The following is a 21,006-nucleotide window of genomic DNA, read 5'->3' as shown; positions in this document are numbered from 1 at the left end:
TGGTCTGCCCGCGGCAATCAGATGTCGAGCGTGTGGTCGCGCTCCCACTGGGTCAGATGGCTGGCGTAGCTGTTCCACTCCTGACGCTTGAGCTTGAGATAGGCAGCCGAGAAGTCATTGCCCAGAGCGGCTTTCAGCGACTCGTCCCCGTCGAAATTGCGCAGGGCGTCGAGCAGGTTCAGCGGCAGCTTGGGCGCGTCGGTCACGGTATGGCCTTGCTGGTACATGTCGATGTCGTAGCGCTTGCCGGGATCGGCCTTGGAATGGATACCGTCGAGGCCGGCCGCGACGATCACTGCCTGCATCAGATAGGGGTTGGCGGCACCGTCCGGCAAGCGCAGCTCGAAGCGCCCCTTGCCGGGCACGCGCACCATGTGGGTGCGATTGTTGCCGGTCCAGGTCACCGAATTCGGCGCCCAGGTCGCGCCGGAGATGGTGCGGGGCGCATTGATGCGCTTGTAGGAGTTCACGGTCGGATTGGTGATCGCCGACAGGCTTTCGGCGTGCTTCATGATGCCGCCAAGGAAGTGATAGCCCTGCCGCGACAGGCCCATCTCGTCCTTGTTGTCGTAGAACATGTTGACCTTGCCGGTCTCGTCCCACACCGAGATATGAGCATGGCAGCCCGAGCCGGTCAGCCCCATGAAGGGCTTGGGCATGAAGGTGGCGCGCAGGCCGTGCTTTTCGGCCACCGAGCGCACCATGAACTTGAAGAAGGAGTGCCGGTCGGCCGTGATGAGGCAGTCGTCGAAGTTCCAGTTCATTTCGAACTGGCCGTTGGCGTCCTCGTGATCGTTCTGATAGGGACCCCAGCCGAGCTCCAGCATGTAGTCGCAGATCTCGGCGATGATATCATAGCGGCGCATCAGGGCCTGCTGGTCGTAGCAGGGCTTGGCGGCGCAATCCATGGCATCGGAGATGGCCGTGCCGTCGGCATCGATCAGGAAGAACTCGGCCTCGACGCCGGTCTTCACATAGAGCCCTTCCTTGGCCGCATTGGCCATGACGTTCTTGAGCACCACGCGCGGTGCCTGGCCGACATGCTTGTCTTCCATGACGCAATCGGCGGGGACCCAGGCAACCTCCTTCTTCCAGGGCAGCTGGATGACGGCGCTGGGATCGGGCAGGCCGAAAAGATCGGGATGGGCCGGTGTCAGGTCCAGAAAGGTGGCAAAGCCGGCAAAACCGGCACCGTCCTTCTGCATGTCGGCGATCGCTGCTGCCGGAACCAGCTTGGCACGCTGGGCGCCGAACAGGTCCGTATAGGAAATCATAAAATAGCGAATGCCTTTTTCCCTAGCGAGCGTCGCCAAATCCTGGGTCATGGTCAAAGTTCCTGGTTCGGGATGTCTATCGTTTTGATTTATGAGGTATTCTGTCATTTCCGATGGCTTCGGCCCTGATGCCTTTTTAATCCGGGGGGATCGGAAGGCCTGCTCGGCTCTTTGAAGCCCACAGGGAAATCCGACGTCCGGAGAGCCGATTTCATCTGGGGATGGCAGTACGCAAAGGGCGCCCGCTTACCGGCGGGCGCCCTTTCATGATGTCAGAAGCCTTGTCCGGGGATCCAGCTCGTACCGGCCAGCGGCACGCGGGCCATGGCGGCGGCCTCGATGGTGAGGGCGCACAGATCTTCCGGCTCGAGATTGTGGACGTGGTTCTTGCCGCAGGCACGGGCGATGGTCTGGGCCTCCAGCGTCATCACCTTGAGATAATTGGCGAGGCGGCGGCCGGCCTTGACGGGGTCGAGCCTTTCCATCAGCTCGGGATCCTGGGTGGTGATGCCGGCCGGATCCCTGCCCTCGTGCCAGTCGTCATAGGCGCCGGCCGTGGTGCCGAGCTTGCGATATTCGTCCTCGAGCGCTGGGTCGTTGTCGCCGAGGGCGATCAGGGCGGCTGAACCGACGGACACCGCGTCCGCGCCGAGCGCCAAGGCCTTGGCGACATCGGCGCCGTTGCGGATGCCGCCGGAGACGATCAACTGCACCTTGCGATGCATGTTGAGATCCTGCAGCGCCTGCACGGCGGGACGGATGCAGGCGAGCGTCGGCTGGCCGACATTCTCGATGAAGACTTCCTGGGTGGCAGCCGTGCCGCCCTGCATGCCGTCGAGCACCACCACGTCGGCACCGGCCTTCACTGCCAGGGCCACGTCGTAATAGGGACGGGCGCCGCCGACCTTCACATAGATCGGCTTCTCCCAATCGGTGATCTCGCGCAGCTCCAGGATCTTGATCTCGAGATCATCCGGCCCGGTCCAGTCGGGGTGGCGGCAGGCGGAGCGCTGGTCGATGCCCTTGGGCAGCGTACGCATCTGGGCGACGCGGTCGGAGATCTTCTGGCCAAGCAGCATGCCGCCGCCGCCGGGCTTGGCACCCTGGCCAACCACCACCTCGATGGCGTCAGCCTTGCGCAGATCGTCCGGATTCATGCCGTAGCGCGAGGGCAGATATTGATAGACCAGCGTCTTGGACTGGCCGCGCTCCTCCGGCGTCATGCCGCCGTCACCCGTGGTGGTCGAGGTGCCTGCCAGCGAAGCGCCGCGTCCGAGGGCTTCCTTGGCGCGGCCCGACAGGGAGCCGAAGCTCATGCCGGCGACGGTGATCGGGATCTTCAGCTCGATGGGCTTCTTGGCGAAGCGCGAACCGAGCACGACATTGGTGGCGCAGCGCTCGCGATAGCCTTCGAGCGGATAGCGCGAGATCGAGGCGCCGAGAAAGAGCAGGTCGTCGAAATGCGGGACCTTGCGCTTGGCGCCGCCGCCGCGGATGTCATAGATGCCGGTGGTGGCAGCGCGGCGGATCTCGGACAGGGTGTAATCGTCGAAGGTCGCGGACTTGCGCGGAACGGTCGGTGGATTGTGATAGCTCATGAGGTCAATCCTGGGATCGCAGGCCTGTAGCCTGCTCTTGAAACGGTCGATGCAGAGGGGAAGAGCAGGCCAGAAGCCTGCGATCCCAGGTCAGTACGCATCCGCATTGTCGATGTTGAAGTTGTAGAGCGTACGGGCGGAGCCGTAGCGCTTGAACTCCTCGGGCTTGGCGTCGGCAAAGCCCGCCTTGGCCAGCAGCCCTGCCAGGATTTCGAGATGCTCGGGGCGCATCTCCTTCTCGATGCAGTCGGCTCCCAGGCTCTTGACCTTGCCGCGCACGAACAGCCGGGCCTCATAGATGGAATCGCCCAGGGCGTCGCCGGCATCGCCGCAGACCACCAGATTGCCGGACTGGGCCATGAAAGCGGACATGTGGCCGATATTGCCCTTCACCACGATGTCAATGCCCTTCATCGAGATGCCGCAGCGCGAGGAGGCATTGCCCTCGATCACCAGGAGGCCGCCCTTGCCGGTGGCGCCGGCATATTGGCTGGCATCGCCCTTGATGCGGACCTCGCCCGACATCATGTTCTCGGCCACGCCGGGGCCAGCCGAGCCGTGCACGACCACGGTGGCTTCCTTGTTCATGCCGGCGCAGTAATAGCCGACGCTGCCCCTGACATCGATGCGCACAGGCGCGTCGACACCGACGGCCAAAGCGTGCGAGCCCTTTGGATTGCTCACCTCCCAGGAGGTGGCGTTGGTACCGGCCTTCAGAGCATGCAACGCCTGATTGAGCTCGCGCAACGGCGTCTTGGCCAGATCGATCTTCTCAACGTCCACACTCACGCTCGCGACCTTTTTCGCAAGTTGATCCATGCCTCAGCGCTCCCAGAAGTAAACGGTGGCGGGCTCGGGCTCCCACACCTTGGCATCCTCGATGCCGGGCAGGTTCACCAGAGCGCGATATTCGGAACCGAAGGCGACATACTGATCCGTCTCGGCGAGCACGGCCGGCTTGCACGCGACAGGATCGCGCACGACACCGAAGCCGTCCTTGGTGCCGACCACGAAGGTGTAGAAGCCGTCGAGATCGTCGAGCCCCTTCTCCATGGCATCGCCCAGGTTGAGACCCTGATTCATGCGCCAGGTCAGATAGGCGGCCGCGACCTCGGAATCATTCTCGGTCTCGAAGGTCATGCCGTCATGCTTAAGCTCGCGGCGCAGATTGTTGTGATTGGACAGCGAGCCATTATGGACCAGGCACTCGTCGGCACCGGTCGAGAACGGGTGGGCACCGAGCGTGGTCACCGCCGATTCCGTCGCCATGCGGGTGTGGCCGATGCCGTGGCTGCCGGTCATCTCCGCCAGGCCGAAGCGCTTGGCGACCTCGGTGGGATAGCCCACCTCCTTGTAGATCTCGATCGCCTCGCCGGCACCCATGACGCGGATCGAAGGCCGCTCCGCCTTGATTGCCCCGCGCGCCGCTTCCGCCTTGTCGGCATCGAGGGTGAGGACAGCGTGGGTGTCCTTCGGCGTGATGGAGACCTTGCCACCGACAGCCTTCTCGACCAGGGCCGCGAGCCCGTCGAAATCCTTGGCCGCATCCGGCGACTGCACGGTGATCTTGGCCTTGCCGGCTTGCGGCGCGCCATAGATCGCGAACCCGGCCGAATCCGGGCCGCGGTCGCACATGGTGGCGAGCATACCGGACAGGAGCGCACCCAATTGTGGCTCCAGGCTCTTATCCTTCAGAAACAGGCCGACAATGCCACACATAGCACGGGTCCTTCATGCGATTGATTTTAGGGAGGCTAGCAATTTCCTGAGGCGCCAGCAATATCCGCCTGAACATTTTTTTCCTGTGAGGAATATTTTTTAGGAATCGGATTTTCCTGACAGGAAACTAGGTGAAAAACCAGGGACTCAAGCCTGATGACGCCAGCGCTCCCAGCGCAGGCGTGCCACCCGATAGGCATCCGGAACCGAAAGCGCCCAGACGAAGAGCCCCCCGGCCATCCGACCGATCGGAGACGTCTCCGGCGTCGACAGATGCCAGCTCAGGAAAGCAAACAGGAGCGTGAAGAAAGCAAACCCCAGCCCGCGCATCTGGCGGCCGAGGGCGACATGGCCGACCCCCGGCAGCACCACGGCAAGTATGAGGATGACATAGGGGTGAAAGGGTTTCACGAGCATGGCTGCGGCCACGGCGGCCTCCTCGGGCGGTGATTCAAGCATGACGATTGCGGTCTGATCGTCATTGCGGACATCGTTGTAATTCTTGGCGACTCCGCCCAATCGCAAAACCGTTCGCGAACAGCCTCTTAGGCCCGCTGTCCGCGCGTTTCGGGCAGTTGCGCCAGCATCGCCGCGGGCAACAGCGTTCGGGCGATCTCCTCCAAACCGTCATAAAGCCGCATGAACAGAGCGGGATCGAAGCGTTCGTCGCCAAAGTCACATTGGCGCAGCAGCAGATGCTGGCCCCGGTTTCCCTCGGCGGCCTGGAAGATTACCCTGAGGCCGGCCGGCATCACCAGCACTTCCTTGACCCTGGCGTCGGCCATGAGGTCGGCAACGGCCCGCTCCGCCTGGGCCAGGAAAGCAGCGCCGCGGCGCCGGCCTCGCACCATCACGTCCTCGGGCAAGCCGATCGGCGGCTCGAGACGCACGGGCAGATCGGGCGTGCGTGCATAGAATTCGCTGCCGGAAGGGCGCGCCAGCGCACCGAAAGCGGCACCATCAGGCAGCGGCGTCATCACTGTTAGTGATAGCCAGAGCTGCGGCAAGCGCCGCAGCGTCATGGTGTCGGGTAGCAATTCCACCACAACGCGGCGGCCGGCGATCTCGCCGGCGAGGCGGGGGAAACCTGCGACGCCATCCACCTGTTCCGCCCGCTCGAACAGCGGGCGGCAATCGGCCAGCAGGGCCTTGCGCCGGCGCCAGAGCGCCGACCTCTCGCGGTTGACCAGCCAGAACAGGCCGGCAAGCCCCGCCACGATGATGATGAGGAACGCAAAAGTAGTCATGCTGGCCGCCTCCTCATCGCCTCAATATCCCCTGGGCTTGGGCCAGGGCATGGTGAACTGGTCGCCCCGCCGCACGAATTTATAGCGGTGGAAGGCGAACCACATCGAGACCACGATATAGAACACCATCATGGCAATGAGCTGGGTGCCGTAGCCCAGGAACACCGCGAAATAGGCGGTCGAGCACAGCACGAACAGCACGATCGCCGGCAGCGGATGCATGGGATGCACATAGCCACGCTTGATGGTGCCGATCGGCCATTTCGAGCGGAACATCGTGATGTTGAAGGTCATGAAGGAATAGCCGAGCAGGCCCGACAGGATCGAGAAGGTCACCACCTGGTCGAGCGGCGCTCCCAGGGCGAAGATCAGGGCGATCGGCACCAGGAAGAAGATCGACCGGAAGGGCGTGCGGTATTTGGGATGCACCGCGCCGAACCAGGCCGGCATGTAGCGGTCGCGCCCCATGGAGAACCAGGCGCGCGAGGCGTCGTTAATGCAGCCATTGGCCGAGGCCAGCGTGGCGAAGATTGTGCCGACGAAGAGCAGGACCATCAGCCCAGTCGAGCCGGTCATGCGGGCCGCGTCGAACAGCGGCGTGGTGGCCTGGCCGAGATATTCCCAAGGCATCAGGCTGACGCAGACATACCAGGTCATGGCGGCGGCGATCAAAAGGGTGATCATGCCGAGCATAGTGCCGAGCGGCAGCGAGCGTGCGGGAGAGCGCACCTCTTCAGCCGCCTGGCAGGTGCCTTCGATGCCCAGATAGAACCACAGGCCGAAATGCAGCGAAGCAACCACGCCGAGCCAACCATACGGCAAGCCAGACAGCAATTCTCCGGGCTTGAGCAGGTCTTCCGACCAGGGCTTGGCGCCGATGAACAGGAAGACGATGGCAAGAAAGGCGATGGCCGTGATCACCAGGTTGAAGGTGAGCGTGGCATAGACGCCGCGATAGTTCAGCAAGGCGAGGCCCATGATGGTCAGCACGATGAAGGGCTTGTCATGCACCCCTTCGAAGCCCGCCATGCCGCCGACTGTCTGGATCAGATAGCCGGCCGTGATCGCATTGGCCGCTTCCAGCATGGTATAGGCCATTACCAGGAAGAGGCCGACATTGAAGGCCATCAGCGGCCCGACGATATGCTTGGCCTGCGCATATTGGCCACCGGCCGCGGCAACCGTCGAGGTCACTTCGGAATCGATCATGGCGACGCAGGTATAGAGCAGCCCCGCCGTCCAGCAAGCGATCAGCGCCGCGAGGGCACCGCCCTTGCCGACGGCGAAGTTCCAGCCCATGAACTCGCCGACCAGCACGATGCCGACCCCGAGCGCCCAGACATGGGCGGGGCCGAGCACACGCAACAGCGAGATCTTCTCGCCATGGATGACGGTGTGCTGGACGTGCGCCTGCGCCCCCGTCGCATTGGAGGTGATCTCACTCATTGGGCGCCCCTGTGCGTTGGGTCGATGATCAGTTCATCTTCGATTTCGCCTTCGCGGGAAGACATCAACATGTCCTCGGAATAGGCGGCATTGGTCTTGATGAGATCGTAAAGCAACCAAGCGCCGATCAGGATCGAGATCGCCCAGGCGGCATATTCGAGAAGTTGGAATGCATTCATGGTGCCGCCCTCACTTGTCGTCGAAGCGTTCGGCGATCACGTCCCGGTATTCCTTGTCCGAGAAATAGATCAGGAAGCCGAAATAGATCACGATGATCGCCGCGGTGAGCAGGAAGGCCGGCAGCGAAAAGGAATAGTCGAAACGCGAGGCGATGATCGGCGCCGCCGTCTCGGCGGTGAAGCCGAGCTTCTCCCAGAGCGACTGGGCGAGCGACGATTGGCCCATGCCGGTCCAACTCTTGTCGGCGAAGGCGATATCCATCTTGCCGCCACCTGCGAGGCCGAAAAAGATGGGCGCGAACAGGCTGGCGACCACCAGGACGAGGAGGACGAGTGAATCGATGATCTGGCCGAACGCCGATTGCTCGGGCGGCTGATAGGGGGTCTTGGCAGAGGGGGCTTTGGCCATGTCAGGTCCTCACCGCTTGTTCTTCTTCATTTCGTCGATGTAGTGGAGGTCGAGCCCGTAGAGATGCTGCTTGTCCTCGTGGTAGTGACGCACCAGCGCGGCGATTGCAGCTGTGTTGAACAGCAGCACGAGGCTGCCGGCGACGAGCAAGGCGACGGTGACGCCTGTCGAACCGGTGTCGGGCATGATCTTGAAAAAGACGAATAAGAGGATGAGCCAGAGAACGCCGACGGCGGCGAAGGCCCAAGCGCGGTCGCGGCGATACATCACCTCGATCCGCGGATCTTCCGATCCCGGTGTCATAGATATTTCCTCCCGATTACAGCCTCTTGCGGGTTCGCTTTTGTTACTGAGAGGCAATTTGTTTTTATACCAGGAAAGTCTGCGCCCGTTGCGCGGCCGCTGTCAAGCGCTTGTCTGACAAAAAACTTCGCATTCACGACACTTTTTGGCTGATTCAGGCCATTTTCGCAGTCGTTTAATGCTCGGAAAATTTCTTGCACTTCAGGAAGACCCGCCGCAAGATCGCTGGGAGCAGGAGGCGGGCATGAGGGTCCACTGCAGTTTGCGCGAGCGCAGACCGCGCCGGGAGCGGGCGGGCGATTCGCTAATGGTGCTCGCGCGATCGCAGGCAGGACCGCCACCGCGGGGCAGAAATGCCGCCTCGCGCATCCCCGGCTTCAAAAATCGTAGCTCTTTGTCTGGAATCCCGACCTATGCTCGCCATATTGGCGGGATAACGGGCGGCATCCAGCTTGTCGCTCGGTGGGCCGCACGGTATTTTTCAAGCGTCAGCCCAATGCAGCCAGTGACTTGGCGGCGATACAGCTGGGCAGCCTCCACTGGGTTGCCTTCATACGAGCCGGAACAACTCGTCTCTCCTTGGGGGAGAACGTGTTTTTTCTGCCGCCGGCCGAGTGCTCGAAGTTTAGAACTTCGGGCTGCGAGGCGAATGGGAATGAGCGAAGGGGGCATGCCAAGCGCCAGCCCCTCTGCGCAGGGACGTGAAAGGAGCGAGCATGACGAAGCGGGTGGTTACGCCGGCTGTCAGGACAGTGCCGACGCACGCCGCCGGGCGTGGAGACCAGACGGTCATTGCCCCGACATTAGGTCCCCGTTATGCCGATCCGATCGATCCGGGTGACGGCGAGGGCTTGTTCTCCGATGCGTTCCCCACCCGCGAGCTGCCGCCTGCCTCCGCCTTTCCCGGCCAGGATCCGCATGCACTCGGCGGCGCGCGCGACAATATCCTGGAAGTGGCGATCGGGCGCGAGGTTCGCTCTTTCCGCAACAAGCTCGGCATTACGGTCGCCGACCTCGCTGCCGCGACGGGCCTGTCGCTCGGCATGCTCTCCAAGATCGAGAACGGCGTGACCTCGCCGTCGCTCACCACGCTGCAGACCCTGTCGCGCGCGCTCGGCGTGCCGGTGACCGCCTTCTTCCGCCGCTTCGAGGAACGCCGCGAAGCCGTGTTCGTCAAGGCGGGCGAAGGCCTGCTTATCGAGCGGCGAGGCACGCGCGCCGGCCATCAATACCGCCTGCTCGGCCACAATGCCGGCAATACCGGCCGCGTGGTGGTCGAACCCTATGTCATCACGCTGACGGAAGAATCCGACGTCTTCCCGCTGTTCCAGCATTCCGGCCTGGAGTTCATCTACATGCTGGAAGGCGAGGTGATCTACCGTCACGCCGACAAGCTCTACCACCTCACGCCCGGCGACAGCCTGTTCTTCGACGCCGATGCCCCGCACGGCCCGGACGAGATGCGGCAATTGCCGATCCGCTTCCTGTCGATCATCTCCTATGCGAAGGATGAGGTGTAGGGCGCCTCGCTATCCGCGACCCGCAGCCGTCTTTGGTGCATCAAGGAAGGAACCGAGCGGCAGGCCACGCAAGAAGCTCATCGCCACCGTGATGCAGAGAATGAGCGAGGCACCGTGAAGGCTGAAAGGCAATTTCAGGTGGCGCTCGAGCCATTCCCCTCCCAGGCAACTGGTGATCTGAAGCGCGCAAAGCATCCCGAAAACAAGTCTGGAGCGTGTCACCCAACCAGCCTGTGCGCCATCACGAAGCCAAGTTCGCATGTAGGCAAAGCAAAAGAGTGGAAGCAGTACGGCGAGCAAAAACAGGCGAACCGGGCGTCCATAGCCCAGCCACGCATAGGCTGTATCGACCGATGGGCCCAACGCCAGAAACAGTGACATGACATAGCCCAGAACGATATTGGCAAGCAGCGGCGGCCAGATCAGTGCCAGGCTCGCCGTCCTGGCGGATAGGATCGCCTCGTGGTTCGAGGCCGCCTGAGGTCCGACATCGAGATAGGTCTGATCGACAAGCAGCAAGTTCACGATGACGGCTGCAAGGCATATGGCCAACAGGAAGCCGGCCAAGATCAACCAGATATCAGTCCCCACCCAGCCGGTCTGCGTCAGGTCCACCAGCTGCGCCGCATTCTTCGGGAAGTTTGAAACGATACCGGCCGCCCAGACCAGCCAGAAACCGTTGCCAAGTCCCAGCAAGGTGATGCGATCGACGAGCCACCACAGCAGGACACAGCCTCCGAGCAAGGTTGCGATCGTCGCCAGGACGAAACCGCCTTGTGCTTCGGCGACGAGATTGGCTCCCTGTTGCAACCCCACCGCCACGCCATAGGCCTGAAAGACGGCGATCACGACGGCAACGAGACGCGCATAATCGTTCAGCTTGAACATGTTGTCGGCAGATGCCCTCTGCCATCGCGCCAGCCCTGGAAACAGCAGTTTTGCCATCTCCAGATAGGCCAGCACCGCGAAGAGCGGATTGAGGCCGAGAGCAAAGATGGAAATCTGCTTCAGCATTCCATGGCTGAAGGGGCCGAATAGCGACTCCATCGCCTCCTGGCTCAATCCCGGAAGCGAGATGGCGTTACCCAGCCTGCATAGCGCCAGAAGCAACACCAGCAATGTCAGGCGAAACCATAATCGTCTGCCACCTAGCGCAACCATGCCAGCCCCTTCCAGCCCATGGTCGTATCCTGCTCCAGTGCCCCATCCTCGACAAGGCGCCCGCCACAAGCTGCCCGAGCATTCGACTTGACAACGGCGACCTTCACAGCCGAAACTCATTTGTATACGAACGATTTTCCGCCTTTTCAGCCTGCCTGCGGCGGTTTGCGCCCTCTCCCAGCAGCCATGACGCTGGACCGCGAGGACGCGAGCCGACACAGTTCAAGAATCATAAAGCCTCCAACATCCAGAGCGGAGACCCTGAATGCGGATCTTGTCTCGACTGGCCCTCGCCGGCACCGTTGCCGTGACCTTGTTCACCGCCCTTCCTTCCCTAGCGGCCGACAGCATCAAGATCGGCGAGATCAATTCCTATTCCGGCCTGCCCGCCTTCACCGAGCCCTACCGCAAGGGCTGGCAGCTCGCGCTGGAGGAGATCAACGCCGCCGGCGGCATCAACGGCAAGCCGCTCGAAGTGATCTCCAAGGACGATGGCGGCAAGCCGGCCAGCGCCATCACCGCCGCCAACGAGCTCACGTCGAGCGACGGCGCGGTCATGCTGATGGGCACCTTCTTCTCCAATGTCGGCTTGGCCGTCTCGGACTTCGCCAAGCAGAAGAACGTGATGTTCCTGGCGGCCGAGCCGCTGACGGACGCCATCACCTGGTCGAAGGGCAATGCCCAGACCTTCCGCCTGCGTCCCTCCAACTACATGCAGGCGGCGATGCTGGCGGAGGAAGCCGCCAAGCTGCCGGCGAAGAACTGGGCCACTGTGGCGCCCAATTACGAATATGGCCAGTCGGCCGTGACCGTGTTCAAGCAGATCCTCAGTGCCAAGCGCCCCGACGTGAAATGGGTAGGCGAGCAATGGCCGACACAGGGCAAGATCGATGCCGGCCCCGTGGTGGAAGCGCTGATCGCCACCAAGCCGGATGCCATTCTCAATGTCACCTTCGGCGGAGACCTGGTAAAGTTCGTGCGCGAGGGCTCGACCCGCGGCTTGTTCAAGGACCGGGCGGTGGTGAGCTTCCTCACCGGCGAGCCGGAATATCTCGCTCCCCTCAAGGACGAAGCGCCGACGGGCTGGATCGTCACCGGCTACCCATGGAACGCCGTGAAGACACCGGCGCATGAGGCTTTCCTGAAGGCCTATCAGGCCAAATACAACGACTATCCCCGCCTCGGCTCGATCGTCGGCTACGTCACCATGAGGGCCGCCGCTGCCATCCTCGCCAAGGCCGGCTCGACGGAGACGGAGGCCTTGATCAAGGCGGCGGAAGGCCTGCCGCTGGATACCCCGTTCGGCCCGATCAGCTTCCGCGCCATCGACCATCAATCGACCATGGGCGCCTTCGTCGGCAAGACGGCCGTGCAGGACGGCAATGGCGTGATGACTGATTTCGTCTATCGCGACGGCAAGGACTATCTGCCGGATGACGCCACGGTGAAGGGCATGCGGCCGGCCCAGTAAGGAAGACCAAGCCGAGAAGGGCGCGATATGCCTCCTCCACGAAGCAGGGGGAGGCGAATTGCGCTCCAGGTGACAGGTCGAGAACCCCCTGATCCGAGGTCTTCGTGGGAACCATCATCGCCCAATTCCTGAGCGGCCTGGCCGGGGCCGCTTCCCTGTTCCTGGTCGCGTCGGGCCTGTCGCTGATCTTCGGCGTCACCCGCATCGTCAATTTCGCCCATGGTGCCTTCTACATGCTGGGCGCCTATATCGCCTGCACGCTCGCCAACGCCTGGTCCGGCCCGCTCGGCTTCTGGCTTGCTCTGCCGGCTGCCGTGGTAATCGTGGCCGTCCTGGGCGGGTTGCTGGAGATGACGCTGCTGAGAAGGATCTACCGGGCGCCGGAACTGTTCCAGCTGCTCGCCACCTTCGGTGTCACGCTGGTGGTGCAGGACCTCGTTGTGATCGTCTTCGGTGCCGACGACCTGCTCGGGCCGCGCGCGCCGGGATTGAAGGGCGCGGTCGAGATCGCCGGGAAGGCCATTCCCAGCTATGACCTTTTCCTCATCGCCATGTCGCCGCTGGTGCTCGGCCTGATCTGGCTGCTGCTCAACCGCACCCGTTGGGGCATCCTGGTGCGTGCCGCCACGCAGGATCGCGACATGGTCGCCGCTCTCGGCGTCAACCAGAAATGGCTGTTCACCGGCGTATTCATGCTCGGTGTCGGCCTCGCCGCGCTCGGCGGGGCCCTGCAGATCCCACGCGATGCCGTGACCCACCAGATGGACCTCGCCATCATCGTCGAGGCCTTCATCATCGTGGTCACCGGCGGGCTCGGCTCCATCGTGGGAGCACTCGTCGCCGCCATCCTGATCTCCGAGCTCAACGCTTTCGGCATCCTTGCCTTCCCCAAGATCTCCATCGTGCTGATCTTCCTGGTGATGGCGGTGGTGCTGGTGGTCAGGCCCTGGGGGCTGTTCGGCAAGCCGACAAGCCCGCAGCGCACCGCTCCAGGCCTCACGACACAGCCCTGGCAGCCCATGCGCATTTCCGGACGGCTGGTCGCGGCAGCCGCCATTGCCCTGGCGGCCCTGCTTCCGCTCGGCGCCAGCCCCTATGTGCTGTCGGTCGGCAGCGAGATCCTGATCTTCGTGCTTTTCGCGGCCAGCCTGCAGTTCCTGGTCTCGGTGGGCGGCCTCGTCTCCTTCGGCCATGCCGCATTTTTTGGCCTGGGCAGCTATGGCGCCGCTTTGCTGACGACGATGCTGGGTTGGCCGATGGAAGCCGTGCTTCTGGTCGCGCCCCTGCTGGCGCTGGCGGGGGCGGTGCTCTTCGCAGGCTTCGCGGTCCGGCTCTCTGGCGTCTATCTCGCCATGCTCAGCCTCGCCTTTGCGCAGATCTGCTGGTCGATTGCCTCGCAATGGGTCGATTTCACCGGCGGCGACAATGGCATCTTGAGCGTGTGGCCGGCAACATGGGCGTCGAAGTCCTGGGCCTTCTACGAGTTGACATTGGTTCTGGCCATGCTGGGTGTTGGCCTGCTCAGGCTCGCTACCTTCGCGCCTTTCGGCTTCATGCTGCGGGCCGTGCGCGATTCCGACCTGCGTGCCGAAGCGGTCGGCATTGCCAAGGCGCCGGTGCAATGGGCCGCCTTCGTGCTGGCCGGCCTGCTGGCCGGTGTTTCCGGCGCCCTGTTCGCCTTCCTGAAAGGCAGCGTGTTCCCCGACGCGTTCGGCGTCACCACCTCGGTGGACGGGCTGGTGATGGTGCTGCTTGGCGGCATGGGCAGCGTCTCCGGCGCCGTGCTCGGCGCCGGCGTGTTCAAGACCCTGTCGATCTGGCTGATGAGCGCAACCGACTATTCCAAGCTCGCCATCGGCCTGTTCATCGTCGCCGTCGTGGTGCTGCTGCCGCGTGGTCTGGCGGGCCTGCGCGATCTCCTGCCCACCAAGGAGAATCGGCCATGACGGCGCTGCTGGAGGTCCGGGGGCTCGCCAAGACCTATGGCGGGGTCGAAGCGGTGAAGGACGTTTCGCTCACCGTCGCGGCGGGCGAAATGGTGGCGCTGATCGGCCCCAACGGCGCCGGCAAGAGCACCTGCTTCAACATGATCCACGGCCAGATCAAGCCCGACCGCGGCTCCATCCGCCTGTTCGGCCGTGAGACGGCCGGGATGCGGCCCGCCGCAATTTCCCGCCTCGGTGTCGGGCGCACCTTCCAGATCACCGCCACCTTCGCCTCCATGCGCGTGATCGAGAACCTTCAGGTCGCCCTGGCGAGCCATGACGGCATCATTTGGCGGCGCTTTTCCCGCCTCGACCGCTACAAGCGAGCAGAGGCCCAGGCCCTGCTCGATCTCGTCGGCATCGGCGCCCTGGCCGATCATCCCTGTGCCGAACTCGCCTATGGCGATCTCAAGCGGCTGGAACTGGCCGTGGCTCTTTCCAACGAGCCGCGCCTTCTCCTGATGGATGAACCGACGGCCGGCATGGCGCCTGGCGCGCGCATCGCCATGATGGCCCTGGCAGCGGGCATCGCCCGTGGGCGCGGCATCGGCATCCTGTTCACCGAGCACGACATGGACGTGGTGTTCGAGCATGCCGACAGGCTCCTGGTGCTCGATCGCGGCCGCCTGATCGCCGCGGGCGACGCCGAGACCGTGCGCAACGACCCGCAAGTGCGCGCCGTCTACCTTGGCGATGGCACGGTCTTCGCGCCCGCCGGGACTCATGCGGAGGAACAGGCCCGATGAAGCTGGAGATCGCCGACCTCGACAGTTTCTATGGCCCCGCCCACATCCTGCACCAGGTCAGCCTCGAGATCAGACAGGGCGAGGTCGTGGCCTTGCTCGGCCGCAACGGCGCCGGCAAATCCACCACCTTCCGCTCGATCATCGGGCTGGTCGCCGACCGGCGCGGCGCCATCCGCCTCGACGGCGCCGACATCATCCGCCTACCCGTCTACGAGATCGCCCGCCTTGGCATCGGCTATGTACCGGAGGATCGCCGCATCTTCACCGACCTGACGGTCGCCGAGAATCTGGAGGTGGGCCGCCGACCGCCCCGCCAGGGCCTGAAACCCTGGACGCCTGAACGGCTCTACGAGCTCTTTCCCAATCTTGCCGCCATGCCGGGCCGGCTGGGCGGGCGGATGAGCGGCGGCGAGCAGCAGATGCTGACCATCGCTCGCACCTTGATGGGCAATCCCGCCATCCTGCTGCTGGACGAGCCCTCCGAAGGCCTCGCGCCCAAGATCGTCGAGGACATGGCGCGTGCCATCCTGCTTCTCAAGCAAGAGGGGCTGTCGATCCTGCTCTCCGAGCAGAATCTGCATTTCGCCCGCCTGATCGCCGATCGCGCCTATGTCATCGAGAGCGGCGTGATCCGTTATTCCGGTACGATGGCGGCACTGGAAGCCGACAGTGCCGTGCAGACGGAGTATCTGGCGTTGTAGCCGCGCCGAAATGGGCGTATATACCGACCCGTATATACGCCCATTGGGATTGGCGATGCCACACTACACTAAGGTTTTTCGCTCCGGGAATTCCCAGGCCGTCCGCCTGCCAAAGGAATTCCGCTTCCAGGTCGACGAGGTCGAGGTCATCCGGGAAGGCGATGCTCTCATCCTGCGCCCCCGTGCCGACCCCGCCCAGAACTGGGCCTCCCTGCGGGCGGCTCTCGAACTCGGTTTCAGCAACGACTTTCTGGCTGACGGCTGCGAAGAGCCAGCGACGCCGGATCGGCCTGGGCTCGACGAGTTCTTCGAATGATCCGCTACCTCATCGACACCAACGCGATTATTGCTCTCAAGAACCAGCGTTCACGCGTATTGCTCGATCGCATACTGGCCTGCAGGCCGGGCGAGATCGCCCTTTCCACCATTGGCCTACATGAACTCTATTACGGCGCCTATCGCAGCCAGAAGATCGACCGCAATCTCGAGGTCATCCGCCTGATCAAGCGCGATTTCGAGGTTCTCGACCTCGATGACGGCGATGCCCGCGAAGCCGGTGATATCAGGGCCGCTCTGGCGGCGGCTGGAACGCCGATCGGGCCCTATAACCTGCTGATAGCCGGGCAAGCTATCGCCCGATCGCTGACTCTGGTGTCGAATAATGTGGGCGAATTCAGCCGGATTCCAAAGCTCAGCCTGGAAGACTGGACGCTGCCGTCGCCAACGGGCTTTCACGAATCCTGAGGCGCAAGCCCGCCTGTCCTCCTTCAGGTCCGCGCTCCCCTCGCTCACAAGCTACATCGGAAAAAAGTTGAACGCTCGGGAATAAAACCCCGATCGCCGTGATCTGGATCGGCATGGGCTGCCGGCAGCCCCTTTCAGCATCCGGAGCGAGAGATGATCCATTCCCACAATACACCTTCTCCAGATGGAGATGGAGACGGTGCCGGCCGTCGCCGCCGCGCGGACCTGTTTGGATTGCCTCCGGCCGCCCGCCTCTACCGCCATGCCTTGGCGCGCCTCGCCCTGCAATTCGCCCTGCTGTCCCTACCCGCCTTGGTCGGCGCCCGCTGCCCTCTCCAAGCAACCGCAGACAACTTCGCCTTCGCGCAGGCCCGGGATTTCAGCTATTCCTGTTCCCGGCCCACGCCGATGACCGGCAAAGTCGCGATGCGGTGGGCTACGCATTGATCGAACTAGGGTTGGGGCGGGAAGGACGAGTGGCGATGACGGCGCATGCCGGCACGAATCCCGACACGCCATGGCTGCTGCCATCTATCCGGCGGCTGGCTGCATGGTGGCATGGCGTCTGGGCCATGGCCGCAACCGGGCAACCTTCCGCCCGGGCGGCCGGGAATGCCGAAACGCTCGCCCGATTCCAGGCCGTGATACTGCCCCATCTCGACGCTGCGCATAATCTGGCACGTTATCTCTGCCGTGATGCCGACATCGCCGAGGACATCGTGCAGGAGGCTTTCCTGCGCGCCTTTCGCGGCTTTGCCGACTATCGCGGTGGCAGCGCGCGCGCCTGGCTGCTGACCATCGTGCGCAATTGCCATCGCTCCTGGTGGCAGGCGCGCCAGCGCAGCATCCATACCGAACCGCTCGATGATGGCGAAGGCGGGGAAGAACGCACCGACCTGCCGCATGACGAGGCGAGCCCGGAAGCCACCTTGCTGCAGGGCGCCGAAGCGGGTGAGATCCGCGAGGTTCTCGACGGCCTGCCCGAAGTCTTTCGCGAGATCCTGGTCCTGCGCGAAATGGAGGATCTGTCCTATCGGGAGATCGCGGACACCATAGTGGCCCCCATGGGCACAGTGATGTCGCGGCTTGCCCGCGCGCGGGCTTTGTTCGCCGCGGCGTGGAAAAGCCGGCAGGCGGGTCTGGGGGAGGAGGCATGAGCATGCCAGAAACATCCCACCAGGACTGGGACAAGCTGCTACAGCTCTATGCCGATGGCGAACTCGACGCTGCCAACGCCATGCGGGTGGAGGACCATCTCACCGGCTGCCCCGACTGCAACGCGCGACTTGCCGAAATCGAGGCGATCCGGGCAATGATCACCCAAGATGGCGTGCGCTGGCCGGCCTCCGCAACCTTGCATGGCCGAGTGGCCGCGGCCCTGCGCCGCGAAGCCGGTGCTCCCCGGACTTCCACCCTCGCCGGCCTCGACTGGCGCCTGTTTGTCGACCGTTTCACGCGCTGGAGCCTACTGCCTTCGCTGGCCGTCCTGGCCGCCTGCGCGCTGTTCGTGACGATGCGGCCGCAACCGGGCCCGTCACTGGAAGACGAGCTGATTTCCAGCCATGTCCATTCCTTGCTCGCCAACCACCTGACCGACGTCGCCACCTCCGACCAGCACACTGTCAAGCCCTGGTTCAACGGCAAGATCGATTTCTCGCCGCCGGTGATGGATCTTAAGACCCAGGGCTTCCCGCTGGTCGGCGGGCGTGTGGACTATCTCAATGGCCGGGTGGTCGCCGCGCTGATCTATCGGCGCAGCGGCCATGTCATCAATCTCTTCATCTGGCCTGATACGGACGCCCCTGCCCCAGCCGGCGAGCGCGAGGGCTACACGCTCCTGAACTGGACCCAGGCAGGGCTGAATTTCTGGGCGGTTTCCGACCTGAACCAAGCGGAGTTGAAGCAATTCCAGCAGGATTTCGTCGAGGCCTCACCGAAATGAGGGCTGTACTTCGGCCCACCAACGCTGGATGCCCGGGTCACCCCCCGGGCATGAGCATATCTGGAGCCTGCTATCCTACCGCGCGGCGGTAGAGATGCCAGGTCGCATGTCCCAGCACCGGCATGGCGACGATCAGGCCGAGCAGTGCGGGTAGCGAGCCGAGCACCAGGGCGCAAGCGACGATGAAACCCCAGGCCAGCATCGGGCCGGGATTGGCGCGCACCACATCCACCGATGTCCTGACCGCGGTGCCGATCCGCACCTTGCGGTCGAGCAGCATGGGAAAGGACACCACACTGATCGCCAGGACCACCAGGGCGAACAGGAAGCCGGCTCCCACGCCGAGCACGATCATCGCCCAGCCGGCGCCGGTGGTGAAGACATCCGAGACGAAGGCGGAAACCGAGACCGGCAGGGCCGGGCCGAGCGTATAGCGATAGATCAGCGCGGCGACACCGAGCCAGAGCGCGAAGATCACGGCCAGGATCAGGCTAAGCCCAAGGATGGCACCGAAATTGGGCGATCGCGCCACGTCGAGCGTATGCGCCCAGGTGGCCTCGAGACCCTGCTCGCGGCGGCGGCTCATTTCGTAGAGCCCGATCGCAGCAACCGGGCCGACCAGGGCAAAGCCCGATACCAGCGGGAAGAGCATTGGCAGCATGCCGTTGCCGAAGGCGAACTGAGCCAGTACCAGGCCGGCCAGCGGATAGATCAGGCCGATGAAGATGACGTCGGTGCGATAAGCGCCGAAATCCTGGAAGCCCTTGATCAGGACCTCGCGCAGATCAGCAAAACCGATCTGGCGGACGACGGGCGTCGAGGTCTCGAACTGGGCGGCGGGGCGATGCAGGGTGGTACCGAGGGCGCCCACGCCATTGGCGGCGCCGCGGACGGCATCGATACCCCATTCGATGGGATTTCTGATCGTCATGGTCCTACTCCCGAAAGGAATTTCGAGAGGCCGCAACCGAAGTGGGAAGCGTCGAACGGGGATATCGACGCGGGAACAACCACGACGAACACGACCTGGAGAGCCGCGACAATACGCCTCATGAGGGCGAATGTCAGCCTCCTATCTCGCCCCGGTCCTGTCACTTGCGCGTGTGCTTGCCGCCCGCCCGGCCGTCGGTAAGAGTGGGCCTTCGGAACAGCATCGGATTCGCCAATGATCACACTTCTCGCACTATCCGGCAGCCTTCGCCTTGGCTCGTCGAATACCGTGCTGCTCGAAGCGGCGGGGTTGCTGGCGCCGGCCGGCATGCGGATCGAGCCCTATCACGGCATCGGCACGCTGCCCCATTTCAACCCGGATCTCGACGGTGATAATCCGCCCGAGGCTGTTACAGCCCTGCGGCGCCAGGTCGGCGCCTCCAACGGCCTCCTGATCTCCTGCCCGGAATATGCCCGCGGCATTCCGGGCTCCTTCAAGAATGCTCTCGACTGGCTGGTCGGCAGCTTCGAATTTCCGGGCAAGCCGGTCGCCCTGTTCAATGCCTCCCCGCGCGCCAGCGACGCGCAGGCGGCCTTGCGCCTGGTCTTGACCACGATGTCGGCCCGCATCGTCGAGGAAGCCTCGATCACGCTGCCTTTGCTGGCGTCCAGGCTGGACGCAGCCGGCATGGCCGGGAACGCCGAGATCGCTACGTCGGTCATGGCGGCACTGACGGCCCTCGCGCGGACGATCGAAGCCTCCGTACAGACGGAGTAGGGAGGCCCCGGCTAACTCACCCGTACCAGCCGACGGACATCGGCCTCGAGCTGGCGAGTCAGGGCCTTACGATCGGTGGTGGCGTCGCAGGCGATCGCTTCGCCCCAGTTCACCACCGCGTCGATCGGTGGACCGGAGAGAATGCCGACGAGATGCGGCGCCAGATCCATGTCGCCGATCCAGACGACCTCCTTCATCGCCCCGCGCCCGATCGGCAGCCCGCCGCGCTTGGCATAGCGCAAGGCGAGCGGCTGGACATAGGCGGCGGCCTCGCCGCCATCGAGCGCCTCGCGCGCCGCACCCACCAGAGCCGAGCGGAAGGGCAGCACATGCACCCCGTCACCGGTGGTGCCTTCGCCGAACAGCACCATGGCATCGCCCGACTTCAGCCGGGCACCGATGGCGGCGGTGGCGTGGCCGGTCTTGTGGCGGCGTTCGCGCTCGATGAAAACCGAACGCTGCAGCTGGGCGAACAGGCCGATCACCGGCCAGCCGCGCACCTCGCTCTTGGCGATGAAGGACAGGGGAGCCAGAGCGCCGAGCACCACGATGTCGAGCCAGGAGACATGGTTGGCGACGATCAGCAGCGGCCGTTGCCGAGCCTGGACGCCGTTGACGGCAACCTTGACGCCGATGATGGCGAGCACGCTGCGATGGAAAAACACCGGCAGGCGGCGGGCGAGCGCCCAGTCCCGTTTCACCGCCAGCCATTGCAGCGGGATCAGGGGCAGGGCCAGCAAGGCGACGGCAGCAATACGGCAGATCGCCTTGAGGCGCATGGGAAGGCATCCGGGGAATCGGGGCCTTCATAGGCGAAAGCTGGGGTGGAGGGCAAATGGGGTTCGCCGGGTGC

At 63.9% G+C, this 21,006-nt stretch carries 24 protein-coding genes; 11 read left to right on the top strand and 13 right to left on the bottom strand.

Going from position 1 to position 21,006, the window contains the following annotated elements; translation table 11 throughout:
• Positions 1–17 precede the first annotated feature (17 nt).
• From glnT to ACZYTC_RS21660, 10 genes are all read right to left on the bottom strand, one after another.
• Positions 18–1,325 (bottom strand): type III glutamate--ammonia ligase, encoded by a 1,308-nt coding sequence (glnT, locus tag ACZYTC_RS21705; protein WP_441771073.1) that lies wholly within the window; start codon positions 1,323–1,325, stop codon positions 18–20.
• Positions 1,326–1,546: 221 nt separating this feature from the next.
• Positions 1,547–2,872 carry an FMN-binding glutamate synthase family protein gene (locus ACZYTC_RS21700; RefSeq protein ID WP_434958447.1) on the bottom strand — a complete coding sequence of 442 codons (1,326 nt, stop codon included), beginning with the start codon at positions 2,870–2,872 and terminating at the stop codon, positions 1,547–1,549.
• Positions 2,873–2,962: 90 nt separating this feature from the next.
• Entirely contained in the window at positions 2,963–3,691 is a 729-nt protein-coding gene (locus ACZYTC_RS21695; protein ID WP_441771072.1) for a GltB/FmdC/FwdC-like GXGXG domain-containing protein, read from the bottom strand.
• A 3-nt stretch (positions 3,692–3,694) separates the two neighbouring features.
• On the bottom strand, positions 3,695–4,591 hold the full coding sequence (locus tag ACZYTC_RS21690) for a class II glutamine amidotransferase (protein WP_434958448.1): 897 nt from the start codon (positions 4,589–4,591) through the stop codon (positions 3,695–3,697).
• A 147-nt stretch (positions 4,592–4,738) separates the two neighbouring features.
• Positions 4,739–5,050, bottom strand: coding sequence for a hypothetical protein (locus ACZYTC_RS21685; RefSeq protein WP_441771070.1), 312 nt, complete (start codon positions 5,048–5,050; stop codon positions 4,739–4,741).
• Between the two features lie 86 nt (positions 5,051–5,136).
• Positions 5,137–5,838 (bottom strand): hypothetical protein, encoded by a 702-nt coding sequence (locus ACZYTC_RS21680; RefSeq protein WP_434958449.1) that lies wholly within the window; start codon positions 5,836–5,838, stop codon positions 5,137–5,139.
• 21 nt (positions 5,839–5,859) lie between these two features.
• Positions 5,860–7,284, bottom strand: a complete 1,425-nt coding sequence (locus tag ACZYTC_RS21675; protein WP_434958450.1) for an APC family permease — start codon at positions 7,282–7,284, stop codon at positions 5,860–5,862.
• A complete protein-coding gene (locus tag ACZYTC_RS21670) occupies positions 7,281–7,463 on the bottom strand; it encodes a hypothetical protein (protein WP_434958451.1) in 183 nt (60 codons plus the stop codon). The genes ACZYTC_RS21675 and ACZYTC_RS21670 overlap by 4 nt, the downstream gene beginning before the upstream one ends.
• A gap of 10 nt (positions 7,464–7,473) precedes the next feature.
• Complete coding sequence (locus ACZYTC_RS21665) at positions 7,474–7,872, bottom strand: hypothetical protein (RefSeq protein ID WP_434958452.1); 399 nt, start codon at positions 7,870–7,872, stop codon at positions 7,474–7,476.
• Between the two features lie 9 nt (positions 7,873–7,881).
• Positions 7,882–8,175, bottom strand: a complete 294-nt coding sequence (locus ACZYTC_RS21660; protein ID WP_434958453.1) for a hypothetical protein — start codon at positions 8,173–8,175, stop codon at positions 7,882–7,884.
• A 716-nt stretch (positions 8,176–8,891) separates the two neighbouring features.
• Between ACZYTC_RS21660 and ACZYTC_RS21655 the strand changes: the two genes are divergently transcribed.
• Positions 8,892–9,695: a helix-turn-helix domain-containing protein gene (locus ACZYTC_RS21655; RefSeq protein WP_434958454.1), complete on the top strand. Its 804-nt coding sequence runs from the start codon at positions 8,892–8,894 to the stop codon at positions 9,693–9,695.
• Positions 9,696–9,704: 9 nt separating this feature from the next.
• Here ACZYTC_RS21655 and ACZYTC_RS21650 read toward each other — a convergent pair whose 3' ends face one another.
• Entirely contained in the window at positions 9,705–10,808 is a 1,104-nt protein-coding gene (locus tag ACZYTC_RS21650) for a hypothetical protein (RefSeq protein ID WP_488990503.1), read from the bottom strand.
• A 313-nt stretch (positions 10,809–11,121) separates the two neighbouring features.
• Here ACZYTC_RS21650 and ACZYTC_RS21645 point away from each other — a divergent pair, with 313 nt between their 5' ends.
• The 9 genes from ACZYTC_RS21645 (at position 11,122) to ACZYTC_RS21605 (ending at position 18,445) form a co-directional block, all read left to right on the top strand.
• Positions 11,122–12,327 (top strand): ABC transporter substrate-binding protein, encoded by a 1,206-nt coding sequence (locus ACZYTC_RS21645; RefSeq protein ID WP_434958456.1) that lies wholly within the window; start codon positions 11,122–11,124, stop codon positions 12,325–12,327.
• A gap of 104 nt (positions 12,328–12,431) precedes the next feature.
• A complete protein-coding gene (locus tag ACZYTC_RS21640; protein ID WP_434958457.1) occupies positions 12,432–14,273 on the top strand; it encodes an ABC transporter permease in 1,842 nt (613 codons plus the stop codon).
• Positions 14,270–15,058 carry an ABC transporter ATP-binding protein gene (locus ACZYTC_RS21635; RefSeq protein ID WP_481273130.1) on the top strand — a complete coding sequence of 263 codons (789 nt, stop codon included), beginning with the start codon at positions 14,270–14,272 and terminating at the stop codon, positions 15,056–15,058. Before ACZYTC_RS21640 ends, ACZYTC_RS21635 begins: the two co-directional genes overlap by 4 nt.
• Positions 15,055–15,759, top strand: a complete 705-nt coding sequence (locus ACZYTC_RS21630; protein WP_434958459.1) for an ABC transporter ATP-binding protein — start codon at positions 15,055–15,057, stop codon at positions 15,757–15,759. The genes ACZYTC_RS21635 and ACZYTC_RS21630 overlap by 4 nt, the downstream gene beginning before the upstream one ends.
• A gap of 55 nt (positions 15,760–15,814) precedes the next feature.
• Positions 15,815–16,075, top strand: coding sequence for an antitoxin (locus ACZYTC_RS21625; protein ID WP_488990502.1), 261 nt, complete (start codon positions 15,815–15,817; stop codon positions 16,073–16,075).
• Positions 16,072–16,503, top strand: a complete 432-nt coding sequence (locus tag ACZYTC_RS21620; RefSeq protein WP_434958461.1) for a type II toxin-antitoxin system VapC family toxin — start codon at positions 16,072–16,074, stop codon at positions 16,501–16,503. The genes ACZYTC_RS21625 and ACZYTC_RS21620 overlap by 4 nt, the downstream gene beginning before the upstream one ends.
• Before the next feature lie 153 nt (positions 16,504–16,656).
• Positions 16,657–16,950, top strand: coding sequence for a hypothetical protein (locus ACZYTC_RS21615; RefSeq protein WP_434958462.1), 294 nt, complete (start codon positions 16,657–16,659; stop codon positions 16,948–16,950).
• A 35-nt stretch (positions 16,951–16,985) separates the two neighbouring features.
• Entirely contained in the window at positions 16,986–17,660 is a 675-nt protein-coding gene (locus tag ACZYTC_RS21610) for a sigma-70 family RNA polymerase sigma factor (protein ID WP_434958463.1), read from the top strand.
• Positions 17,661–17,662: 2 nt separating this feature from the next.
• Complete coding sequence (locus ACZYTC_RS21605) at positions 17,663–18,445, top strand: anti-sigma factor family protein (protein WP_488990501.1); 783 nt, start codon at positions 17,663–17,665, stop codon at positions 18,443–18,445.
• 70 nt (positions 18,446–18,515) lie between these two features.
• Here the strand turns inward: ACZYTC_RS21605 and ACZYTC_RS21600 are convergent, their stop codons facing one another.
• Positions 18,516–19,376 carry a DUF2189 domain-containing protein gene (locus ACZYTC_RS21600; protein WP_434958465.1) on the bottom strand — a complete coding sequence of 287 codons (861 nt, stop codon included), beginning with the start codon at positions 19,374–19,376 and terminating at the stop codon, positions 18,516–18,518.
• 234 nt (positions 19,377–19,610) lie between these two features.
• On the opposite strand from ACZYTC_RS21600, the gene ACZYTC_RS21595 reads away from it, so the two are divergent.
• A complete protein-coding gene (locus tag ACZYTC_RS21595) occupies positions 19,611–20,153 on the top strand; it encodes an NADPH-dependent FMN reductase (protein WP_454816452.1) in 543 nt (180 codons plus the stop codon).
• Between the two features lie 11 nt (positions 20,154–20,164).
• On the opposite strand, the gene olsA is transcribed toward ACZYTC_RS21595, so the two are convergent.
• Positions 20,165–20,932, bottom strand: a complete 768-nt coding sequence (gene olsA / locus ACZYTC_RS21590; protein WP_488990500.1) for a lyso-ornithine lipid O-acyltransferase — start codon at positions 20,930–20,932, stop codon at positions 20,165–20,167.
• Between the last annotated feature and the right edge of the window lie 74 nt (positions 20,933–21,006).

Source organism: Labrys sp. F242 (genome assembly GCF_057813875.1).
The sequence above is the reverse complement of the archived record's forward strand: the minus strand, read 5'-3'. Positions and strand labels throughout refer to the sequence as shown.

Excerpts from the sequence above, each read along its gene's own strand:
- ACZYTC_RS21690 (WP_434958448.1), bottom strand. The coding sequence starts at position 4,591 with ATGTGTGGCATTGTCGGCCTGTTTCTGAAGGATAAGAGCCTGGAGCCA.
- ACZYTC_RS21695 (WP_441771072.1), bottom strand. The coding sequence starts at position 3,691 with ATGGATCAACTTGCGAAAAAGGTCGCGAGCGTGAGTGTGGACGTTGAG.
- ACZYTC_RS21655 (WP_434958454.1), top strand. The coding sequence starts at position 8,892 with ATGACGAAGCGGGTGGTTACGCCGGCTGTCAGGACAGTGCCGACGCAC.
- glnT (WP_441771073.1), bottom strand. The coding sequence starts at position 1,325 with ATGACCCAGGATTTGGCGACGCTCGCTAGGGAAAAAGGCATTCGCTAT.
- ACZYTC_RS21625 (WP_488990502.1), top strand. The coding sequence starts at position 15,815 with ATGCCACACTACACTAAGGTTTTTCGCTCCGGGAATTCCCAGGCCGTC.
- ACZYTC_RS21635 (WP_481273130.1), top strand. The coding sequence starts at position 14,270 with ATGACGGCGCTGCTGGAGGTCCGGGGGCTCGCCAAGACCTATGGCGGG.
- ACZYTC_RS21620 (WP_434958461.1), top strand. The coding sequence starts at position 16,072 with ATGATCCGCTACCTCATCGACACCAACGCGATTATTGCTCTCAAGAAC.
- ACZYTC_RS21605 (WP_488990501.1), top strand. The coding sequence starts at position 17,663 with ATGCCAGAAACATCCCACCAGGACTGGGACAAGCTGCTACAGCTCTAT.
- olsA (WP_488990500.1), bottom strand. The coding sequence starts at position 20,932 with ATGCGCCTCAAGGCGATCTGCCGTATTGCTGCCGTCGCCTTGCTGGCC.
- ACZYTC_RS21610 (WP_434958463.1), top strand. The coding sequence starts at position 16,986 with ATGACGGCGCATGCCGGCACGAATCCCGACACGCCATGGCTGCTGCCA.
- ACZYTC_RS21685 (WP_441771070.1), bottom strand. The coding sequence starts at position 5,050 with ATGCTTGAATCACCGCCCGAGGAGGCCGCCGTGGCCGCAGCCATGCTC.
- ACZYTC_RS21700 (WP_434958447.1), bottom strand. The coding sequence starts at position 2,872 with ATGAGCTATCACAATCCACCGACCGTTCCGCGCAAGTCCGCGACCTTC.
- ACZYTC_RS21660 (WP_434958453.1), bottom strand. The coding sequence starts at position 8,175 with ATGACACCGGGATCGGAAGATCCGCGGATCGAGGTGATGTATCGCCGC.
- ACZYTC_RS21680 (WP_434958449.1), bottom strand. The coding sequence starts at position 5,838 with ATGACTACTTTTGCGTTCCTCATCATCATCGTGGCGGGGCTTGCCGGC.
- ACZYTC_RS21645 (WP_434958456.1), top strand. The coding sequence starts at position 11,122 with ATGCGGATCTTGTCTCGACTGGCCCTCGCCGGCACCGTTGCCGTGACC.
- ACZYTC_RS21675 (WP_434958450.1), bottom strand. The coding sequence starts at position 7,284 with ATGAGTGAGATCACCTCCAATGCGACGGGGGCGCAGGCGCACGTCCAG.
- ACZYTC_RS21670 (WP_434958451.1), bottom strand. The coding sequence starts at position 7,463 with ATGAATGCATTCCAACTTCTCGAATATGCCGCCTGGGCGATCTCGATC.
- ACZYTC_RS21595 (WP_454816452.1), top strand. The coding sequence starts at position 19,611 with ATGATCACACTTCTCGCACTATCCGGCAGCCTTCGCCTTGGCTCGTCG.
- ACZYTC_RS21665 (WP_434958452.1), bottom strand. The coding sequence starts at position 7,872 with ATGGCCAAAGCCCCCTCTGCCAAGACCCCCTATCAGCCGCCCGAGCAA.
- ACZYTC_RS21630 (WP_434958459.1), top strand. The coding sequence starts at position 15,055 with ATGAAGCTGGAGATCGCCGACCTCGACAGTTTCTATGGCCCCGCCCAC.
- ACZYTC_RS21600 (WP_434958465.1), bottom strand. The coding sequence starts at position 19,376 with ATGACGATCAGAAATCCCATCGAATGGGGTATCGATGCCGTCCGCGGC.
- ACZYTC_RS21615 (WP_434958462.1), top strand. The coding sequence starts at position 16,657 with ATGATCCATTCCCACAATACACCTTCTCCAGATGGAGATGGAGACGGT.